We start from the raw sequence: 4,778 nt of genomic DNA, 5'->3' as shown, positions 1-4,778 counted from the left end.
TGGTGGTAGTAACGGTATTTACTATAACAATGGCAATGTAGGTATTGGTACAAATAGCACCTACATTGCCATTGTTATAGTAAATACCGTTACTACCACCATCAGACCACTTTCCAGCACCAATACCAGTTAAACCAGAACCATCCCCTTCAAACCTAGTGGCTTTAACAGTTCCAGCTACCTCTAATTTCTGCCTAGGATTATTTGTGCCAATACCTACATTACCATCCACTGTCAGAGCACCAGTGGTATGTAAAGCATCATCCACCCTCAACGCTCCAGATGAATGCCCTGAGCGAATTACCCCTGTAACTTTCACTTCATGATTATCCGCATCCCCCAAGGACACATCCCCAGCAATATGCTCGGTATCACGGGCAATCACATCCCCTTTTACTTCCAGGTTTCCATTCACTGTCAGGGAACCATCGATGGTTGAATTTCCGGTCAGATTTAAGTTTTCGGCGGAAATGGTACCATCTAGCTCTAACTTATCGAGGTTAGATAACTTAGGACCAGCAAGCTTGCGTACAGAATTATCCACTGCATTTTCACTAACCTCACCGTTGTTGTCTAGGGTCACCCGTGCCAACAGAATCACATTATCATCGGTAGGGGCAAAACCAGTTTTTACATCTACATTACCGTCTTGGAGATTGTCTTTACTTGTTTTACTCCCGTAAATGACAAACTTGGGACGTTCAGTGGTGCGAGTGTATTTTTTATCATTACCTACCGCTACTTCGTCACCATCATCCTTAATTTCATCATAGATGACGGTAATTTCAATAGTTGTAGTTGTATTGGGTTCTAGTTCTAATCCATCTAAGTTAATCGTGTTAATCGTGTCCGGTACTGTACAATCCGGTAAAACAATAATTTCTCGACCATATTTATCAATGGCCATGCCCTCACTAACCGCAATTTTTTTCTGCCCAGCTTCCCTTACTTCTAATCCTTCCACCACACCCCATTCATGGAGTAAGCTATTGTGACGCAGGCGCATGCCACGATGGTAGGTTTGCTCATCGTTAAAGTCTTTTTCTACTAGAAACTGGGAAGTAAAGTAATTGGGACGTTGAATATATTTCATAATCCTTAAGTAGTCAGAGAAAAGTAAAATTAACTAGACTTCTTGCAGAAGTCGGGAACAGGGAACAGGGAACAGGGAGTAGGGAGCAGGGAGCAGAGGGACTTTTGGCAACTTTACACAAGTTAGTACAGTCGTCCAGGTATAGCAGTCGCCAGCGATGCAGCGCGGTCTTGGGGGTTTCCCCCACTCGCTATTGCATCAAGACAGGGCAGTTAGGACATGACAAAAGTCTCAAACCTAAGTAAGCGATGCAGCGCGGTCTTGGGGGTTTCCCCCACTCGCTATTGCATCAAGAAGCGCAAGAGTTTGACTTCTGACTTCTGACTTCTGACTTCTGACTTCTGACTTCTGACTTCTGACTTCTGCTACACTTACTCTCCTAAGATAGATTCCTCATTTTCGGTAATCTTGCCCAAAATAGTATTAATTCCAATCTGGGAACCCGTAACTTCTTCAGAATCAGAATCAGAATCAAAAGTACCACCAATCTGCGTGGTGTAAATAATTTCTAGTCTGTACTTGCTATGGGCTGGTTTTTCCTGTTCGATGATGGCATTAGCGATTTCTATTTGTCGTTGGAGTTGCTCTGGGTTTAATCCTTGAGCTGGAGTAATTCTTACTATAAAAAAGTGGGGGATACCACCACCAAGGTAAGTGCCTCTACCCAGCAGCGATCGCGAGGGAAGTCCTTCGGGGTAAATTGGAATTTCTTCGAGGTCAATTGGGTTTTCGGGCTCCAGGAGTTGGGTGTCACCAATTTGAAATTCGGCATTGGAAGCGTCGATAATGGTGACTTTTTCCTCGTCCTCTAGAAATAATTCTAGCAGTTCTTGTAAATTGTCTTTAGTCCCTCGAAAACGATACAGTCTGACGGTATTGGCCAGAAATTTCCGTTGTTTTTGGACATCTAAATCTGCTCTGAGACTCAAAGCTACCCAGCTAGATAACCAGGGCAGAAAGTCTGGGGGTGTTTTGTTGGGATGGAAGTAATTAGAAATACGGGCAATTTTTTCTTCTAAACCCTGCTCACAAAAGTTGATCCCATCTGCACGACCCAAAAGAATATTTTCAAAGGGTAGTAAAAATTGACCGACGAAAGGATCGCTTTGATAAATCTCTGGCAGATAGTCTAAAAGTTTACTGGGGGAACGGGCTGAGTTTTTCATTGGTTTTTAACCGTTGAAATCAAGGGTTTCTAAGGGGGATATGATGTCTATATCGCTGGCGGTAAGATCTAAATACACTAGTTCTTCTGGTTTGACCTGGATAGCACTTAGCTGTCCGTTGGTTTTAACTAGGCGTTGTTGATTGTTTATGGCATCAGGACGAGGAAAAAATACTTCGTCTTGCTGGTTGGTTTTGGTGACATAATCCACACCTTCTAGTTCATCAAGTAGTTGATAAACTTCGGAAACATAAACATTTCGACCAAATGGCCAACCTTGAGGATTGTCAGGATTTGGTAGGGGATCGAAAAAGTTTTCCAGTGCGTTATTTATGTTGTCCCTAGTGGTTGCTACGTCTGCTTCTCGGTTGAGGTGTATGGTTAATCTGATGCTAATGGTGATGTAGCGTGGCATAACTACATGGATTGCCGTGCCAATCAATCGCCGTTCTTCTAAGTGGTTTTTTACCTCGTTAATCAGCCTTGAGCTTGGTTGAGGGGGGCTATTTTCACGATTATTGCTGTCGGGGATAATCACAATACTCACATGACCTGGTTGATCCACAGGTTCGACTAAGGCATTTTCGACTAAGGCATTTTCCGAGTCCAGGTTACGTCGAGGTATACAGTGTGCCCTGGCAACGGTATCATCTGTATCATCTGGTTTCATTTCTCGGGCTAATTCCACAAAGTCGGCACAGGTGATGGCTCGGTAGCGATCGCGTACTTGGGTAATTGCCTCTTTAATCTCTGTCTGTAAATCCTCCGTTTGCTGCCAATCTGGTCCATTCAGCAGTTGTAAAAACATCCGCATATTCGCCTCTGTCACCCGATTTTGCCGATAGAGCAGCATTTCGGTAAGGTAGGCAAACAGCTCAATGACGGTAATACCAGGATCAGAAGGATTGTGATTAGTCCATTGGGGCGCATAGCTGGGAATCATACCCAGGGCTTCTTGCACCAAGTCGTCATAGGTGCGGTCATCAAGATTAGGCAATTCTATTGGCATGAGTTACCCTCCTCAGGATTCCACAAAGGTTAAATCGATGGTGTGGTTGCCGGAATAAACTAAAAAGCGATTAGTCTGGCTAGCACCTTCTAGTTCTTCGATGTCATTCACCTCCAAGCTAGAAACATGGTCTACTCCCGGCACTCTCTCCAGTAGTCGGTATAAGTCCGATTTATAGGGTTGACGACCAAAATTCCAACCCATTCCGTCAAAACCACCGGTTAGGGGATGCAGAAAACTAGCTAAGGTTTGTTCCACGGTTTGTGCTACCTCACGAGATCCTTCTAGGGAAGTAACCGCAATTTCAGTGGTAATATTGACACGGACATAGAGAGCGCCCACTACAGAGATTGCCACTGTGGGTTCAGTGTAGGCTTGTAGGTAGTTTTGGACGCGCTTGATTAGCTCCAAACTGGGTAGGGGTTTAGCCTCAGTGGAGCGGGGTACAATAATTACACTCACTGTTCCCGATGAATCTAGCTTGGTATCCAGTCCAGCCAGGGGATTGGTTTTCAAATTGGCTAAGGGTACACACTTGGCTCTGCTTACCTCTGGTGAAGCCAGCTTGGCTAAATCTTCGTAGTCTTCCCTAGTCACAGCACGCTGACGATGGCGAATTTCCTTAGGTGCGCGCTCGATTAGGGAGTCAATGGTTTCAGCTTCTGCCCCCCCTGCTGCTGCTTGATGGTTAATCACTTTGTCCACATAGGGGACTGTGGTTTTGAGTTGGACAATCGCCCCAGCGGGTTTGTTTCCAGCAGTTCCACCACCAGTTTGATAGCGACTCATGCGGATATTGCCTTGACCAGGAGGAGGAATCAGTCCATTGCGTCCATCCCCAAAGGTGATTTTTCCGGTAAGATTATCAAAGACATAATGGCGATCCCGTGGTTTTGATTGATAGAAATCCGGGACTTGATGCCAACGAACCCAAATCTCTTGCGGTCTTCCGGTTTCATTAGTAGTAACCGTAATCGCCTTTTCCCCTTCTTCAAGGAGAATTTTGTCCTTTTCTAGGGCAGACGGTATTTCCGGTTCCCGCACTTCCAGCTCTTGACCTGCTAATATTGGCTGACTAGTTGTATTAAATTTTTGATTTTCAGTCCCGTCACTGGAGCCAACAATTTCCTTTTGGATCGTAGCTGTTTGTGCTGCCATGGTAGTATTCAGCAGTACTTGTTTCAGCCTAGGTTCAACGTCGTAGTCACCCTTTAACCATTTAACCCGGAGCCAATAACGGGGAGGTAAATTAAAGTCTTCCCTTGGTGAAAAATCCCCTGGTGGCAGAAATTCAATTAAACCGGAACGGGTAAAGTTTTCGGTTTCATCTCTTATGGTTAGTTGTTGCCATGCTTGGCCATCCCAATATTCCCATACTAGTTGAACTTGTTCAGTTTTATTCAATTGTTTAACAGCCGTTGCATTAGGGACTAATGTAACATTATTATCTCCATATTTTACCTCAGTTACACAGTAAAAAATGCTGATTTTACGATTGGTAAATTCTGTTC

General features: G+C 44.4%; 3 protein-coding genes and 1 pseudogene. All 4 read right to left on the bottom strand.

The window, feature by feature from the left end; translation table 11 throughout:
- Nucleotides 1–1,093, bottom strand: a pseudogene (locus F6K37_RS32235) (hypothetical protein); the annotation flags it as partial.
- Between the two features lie 371 nt (nucleotides 1,094–1,464).
- Entirely contained in the window at nucleotides 1,465–2,259 is a 795-nt protein-coding gene (locus F6K37_RS32230; protein ID WP_008178140.1) for a phage tail protein, read from the bottom strand.
- A gap of 6 nt (nucleotides 2,260–2,265) precedes the next feature.
- A complete protein-coding gene (locus F6K37_RS32225; protein ID WP_287254681.1) occupies nucleotides 2,266–3,267 on the bottom strand; it encodes a baseplate J/gp47 family protein in 1,002 nt (333 codons plus the stop codon).
- 12 nt (nucleotides 3,268–3,279) lie between these two features.
- A partial coding sequence (locus F6K37_RS32220; protein ID WP_287254679.1) for a putative baseplate assembly protein occupies nucleotides 3,280–4,778 on the bottom strand: 1,499 nt, incomplete at its 5' end.

Source organism: Moorena sp. SIO4E2 (assembly GCF_010671945.1).
In the GTDB taxonomy this organism is placed as follows: domain Bacteria; phylum Cyanobacteriota; class Cyanobacteriia; order Cyanobacteriales; family Coleofasciculaceae; genus Moorena; species Moorena producens.
This window is presented reverse-complemented; position numbering and strand designations above follow the sequence as displayed.

Bases quoted from the DNA above. Each gene is read 5' to 3' on its own strand.
- F6K37_RS32230 (WP_008178140.1), bottom strand. From the start codon at position 2,259: ATGAAAAACTCAGCCCGTTCCCCCAGTAAACTTTTAGACTATCTGCCA.
- F6K37_RS32225 (WP_287254681.1), bottom strand. From the start codon at position 3,267: ATGCCAATAGAATTGCCTAATCTTGATGACCGCACCTATGACGACTTG.